Genomic DNA, 4172 nt, shown 5'->3' with positions numbered 1-4172 from the left:
AGCGTCGCCGGTTTGACGGCTTCGGATTCTGCGATGACGTCGGCCGGGAAGATATGCGGAATGTCGTGCGCATGGATGGCGATCATAGAGACCGCCTTTTCGCTGGTTAGAGAGCCCAGCACGTTGAGCACCTTGGCTCTCGGCAAGCCGAAACGGGAGGCTCGCGCCGGCTCGACCTCGACCAGGTCGCCATTCTTGGCGCCGTTCTGGAATTCCTTGTCGACGATCAGTTCGGGCTGGCGCCGTTCCACCGGTTCGATGCGGAAGGTGCCGTCCTGCAGGATGCGAAAGATACCGAGCACGGCATCGGTACGTTTTTCGAAAATCTTCACCACCCGCCCGGTGTAGGCGGGGCCGCCCAGGGCGACGTTCGTGTCGTCGGCCGGAAAGGTCTTGGCCAGCACGCGGTCGCCAATGCCGGGCGCCGGTCCACTGCCACTGCGCGACAGGCGGATGGAAACGATCGGCGGCGGCCCATTGGCTGTGTGTTCGGTTGGGCGCGCCAAGAGCACGCCATCGGCATCGCGGTCGAAAATATCGAGGACCGTGACATGGGGCAGGGCACCGACGCGGGCCAGCCCCTTGCGCTCCTTGGTGAGGACGCCTTCGTCCTGCAGGTCGCGCAAAATATCCTTCAGCCAGATGCGGTCGTCGCCGCGCAGCGCGAACGCCTTGGCGATGTCGCGCTTGCCGGCGCGATCAGGATTTTCGGCAATGTAGCGCAGGATTTCGTCACGCGACGGCCGATAGTCGTCCTTGACCTTGGCCCTGGTGTCGGCGGTGCGCGGATCGCCGTGGGTTCTGCCGGTGATCTTGCGCGCCACGCTGTCCTACCCTTTTTTCTTCGCGGCCGGCTTCTTCGCAGCCGGCTTCTTGGCGGCTACTTTCTTGGTTGCCGGAGCTTTGGCCGCGGCCGCCTTGCGGAACGGCTTTTTGCCGCCGCCGCCCTTGGCTTCCTTCTCGGCAATCAGCGCCAGCGCATCCTCCATCGTCACCGACTGGGGATCCTTGCCCTTGGGCAGCGTAGCATTGACCTTGCCGAAATTCACGTAAGGCCCGTATTTGCCGTCGCGCACGACGATCTTGCCGCCGCCATCGGGGTGGTCGCCGAGCTCCTTGAGCGCAGCGGCCGTGCCGCCATTGCGGCCACCCTTGCCCTTCAGCTGCTTCTCGGCGATCACCGACACGGCGCGGTTGAGGCCGATCGAGAACACGTCCTCGATGCTTTCGAGATTGGCATAGGTGCCGTCATGCAGCACGAACGGACCGTAACGGCCGAGCCCGGCCGAGATCATCTTGGCCGTTTCCGGATGCTGGCCGACATCGCGCGGCAATGACAGCAGCGCCAGCGCCTTTTCGTGGTCGATCGACTCTGCCGTCCAGCCCTTGGGCAGGCTGGAGCGCTTGGCTTCCTTGCCGTCGCCGCGTTGCAGATAGGGGCCGAAGCGGCCGCTGCGCAGCGTGATTTCCTCTGACGTATAGGGATCCTTGCCGATAACCTTGGTGCCGTCTTCGCCGCCGCCATTCTCACCATTGGGGTTGGCGGCATCGCCGAGCTGGCGGGTGAAGGAGCATTCGGGATAGTTGGAGCAGCCGACGAAGGCGCCGAACTTGCCGAGCTTCAGCGACAGATTGCCGGTGCCGCATTTCGGACAGATGCGTGGGTTCGAACCGTCCTCGCGCGCGGGGAACACCAGCGGCGCCAGCTCTTCATTCAGCGCATCCAGCACGTCGGTGACGCGCAGTTCCTTGATGTCGGCGACGGCGCCGGAAAAATCCTTCCAGAAATCGCGCAGCACGTCCTTCCAGGCGAGCTTGCCGTCCGAAATCTCGTCGAGCTTTTCCTCGAGGGACGCGGTGAAGTCGTACTCGACATAGCGCTTGAAGAAGCTTTCGAGGAAAGCCGACAGCAGCCGGCCCTTGGCCTGCGGCACCAGCCGGCGCTTGTCGATGGTGACATAGTCGCGGTCCTCGAGCGTCTTCAGGATCGCCGTATAGGTAGAAGGCCGGCCGATGCCGAGCTCTTCCAGCTTCTTGATCAGCGACGCTTCGGAGTAACGCGGCGGCGGCTCGGTGGTGTGCTGGGTGGCGTTGATCGCCTGGCGGGCAAGCTGCTCGCCGGCACGGATCTCGGGCAGCCGACGATTTTCCTCGTCTTCCGCATCGTCGTCCTTCTGGTCGGTGTATGCGGCGATGAAACCGTCGAACCGAACGACCGAACCGACGGCACGCAGCTCCGCGGTGCGCGATCCATTGACCGCCTCGATCTCTGCGGTGGTGCGCTCGATTTCGGCCGGCTGCATCTGGCTGGCGATGGCGCGCTTCCAGATCAGCTCATAGAGCCGCATCTGGTCGGAATCGAGATATTGCCTGACCGATGCCGGGGTGCGCATGAAATCCGTCGGGCGGATCGCTTCGTGCGCTTCCTGGGCGTTCTTGGCTTTGGCCGTATATTGGCGCGGCTTTTCCGGCAGGTATTTCGGACCGAATTCCTTGGCAATGGCATCGCGTGCGGCGTCGATCGCCTCGGGTGCCATCTGTACGCCGTCGGTTCGCATATAGGTGATCAGACCGGTGGTCTCACCGCCGATCTCCATGCCTTCATAGAGGCGTTGCGCCACCTGCATGGTGCGGCTGGCCGAGAAGCCGAGACCCGACGAGGCGGCCTGCTGCAGCGTCGAGGTGGTGAAGGGCGGGCCGGGATTGCGCTTGGTCGGCTTGGCTTCCACCGACACCGCCTTGAAGGTCGCGCCTTCGAGCATCGACTTGATGTCGTCGGCCTGCGCCTTGTTTGAAATGTCGAGCTTTTGCAGCTTCTTGCGATCGAAGGCGGTCAGCCGCGCTTCGAAATTCTCGTTGCGCGGCGTGCCCAGCAGTGCAGCGATCTGCCAGTATTCCTCGCGGATGAAGCGCTCGATCTCGGATTCGCGGTCGCAGACGAGACGCAGCGCAACCGACTGGACGCGTCCGGCCGAACGGGCGCCCGGCAGTTTGCGCCACAGCACCGGCGACAGCGTGAAGCCGACGAGATAATCCAGCACCCGGCGGGCGAGATAGGCATCGACCAGCGGCGCATCGATCTGGCGCGGATTGGCCATCGCTTCCAGCACCGACGATTTGGTGATGGCGTTGAAGACGACGCGGCTGACCGGCTTGTCCTTCAGCGCGCGCTTCTGCTTCAGAACTTCCAGCACATGCCAGGAAATCGCTTCGCCTTCGCGATCCGGATCGGTGGCGAGGATCAGTCCGTCGGCGTCCTTGACCGCCTTGGCGATGTCGGCGAGGCGCTTGCCGGAGGCGGTGTCGACCGCCCAGGACATGGCGAAATCCTCATCCGGACGCACCGAGCCATCCTTGGCCGGCAAGTCCCTGATATGGCCGAACGAGGCCAGAACCTTGTAGTTCTTGCCGAGGTATTTGTTGATTGTCTTCGCCTTGGCCGGCGATTCGACGACGACGACGTCCATGAGGTCTCATATCAGCTGTGGTGCGGCAGAAGAATTCCGCTGCGCGCGACGAAATCTCGTTCTATTTGTCGCTCACATGGCCGCGCTTTTGCATCCGGTCAAGGGGAAGCGCCCAAATTGCGGGCCGGTCCGCAGCAATACACTCTTAGAGTGTATGGAGAAAATCACAGAATTTGGGAAAGGCAGATGGTGGGCCTGAGTCAGCGGAAACGACCCGATTCATTTTTCCGCCGAGTCGTTGAAATGCTGCCCAAACCAGGACGGGCGACATTATAACGCTGTTCGATGCCGGCCGCCGGGTGGCATGGAGATGCCCGGCGACCAGCCCTTGTCCCGCCAGCAGCGGGACTGGCGTGCTTAGTCGGCCTTGACGATATGCCAGACTTCGCCGACGCCGTCGCCGGTCACATCGCCGGGCTTTTTGTCCTTTATGAAGGTGTAGACCGGCTTGCCGTCATAGGCCCACATCTTGGTGCCGTCGGTGCGGTCGACGACGCTCCACTCGTCATCCGCCTTGGCGCCGGCTTCGGCTTTCAGCGGCGGCCAGTTGGTGGCGCATTTGTCGTAGCAGTTGCTCTTGCCCTTCTCGTCCTTGTCATAGGTGTAAAGCGTCATGCCATTGGCGTCGGTGTAGATCTTGGCGCCATTGACCTCGGCTTCCTTCCACGCGTCGGCAGCGAAGGATGCGGCGGTGCTGAGCAGAAG

The 4172-nt window shown here is 62.9% G+C and carries 2 protein-coding genes and 1 pseudogene; all 3 read right to left on the bottom strand.

What is annotated here, in order from left to right:
• Window positions 1–824: pseudogene (locus EN991_RS25780) on the bottom strand (ribonuclease R); the annotation flags it as partial.
• A 6-nt stretch (window positions 825–830) separates the two neighbouring features.
• Window positions 831–3467 (bottom strand): type I DNA topoisomerase, encoded by a 2637-nt coding sequence (gene topA, locus EN991_RS25775; protein WP_127369824.1) that lies wholly within the window; start codon window positions 3465–3467, stop codon window positions 831–833.
• 357 nt (window positions 3468–3824) lie between these two features.
• Window positions 3825–4169: a hypothetical protein gene (locus tag EN991_RS25770; protein WP_245461079.1), complete on the bottom strand. Its 345-nt coding sequence runs from the start codon at window positions 4167–4169 to the stop codon at window positions 3825–3827.
• Window positions 4170–4172: the final 3 nt, after the last annotated feature.

It is taken from the genome of Mesorhizobium sp. M7A.F.Ca.US.005.03.2.1, assembly GCF_003997795.1.
Taxonomy (GTDB): Bacteria; Pseudomonadota; Alphaproteobacteria; order Rhizobiales; family Rhizobiaceae; genus Mesorhizobium; species Mesorhizobium ciceri.
Note: the sequence above shows the minus strand (reverse complement) of the source record. Positions and strands in the feature narration are given on the sequence as shown.

What these genes read in the sequence shown, in the direction of transcription:
- topA (WP_127369824.1), bottom strand. Translation starts at nt 3,467, where the DNA reads ATGGACGTCGTCGTCGTCGAATCGCCGGCCAAGGCGAAGACAATCAAC.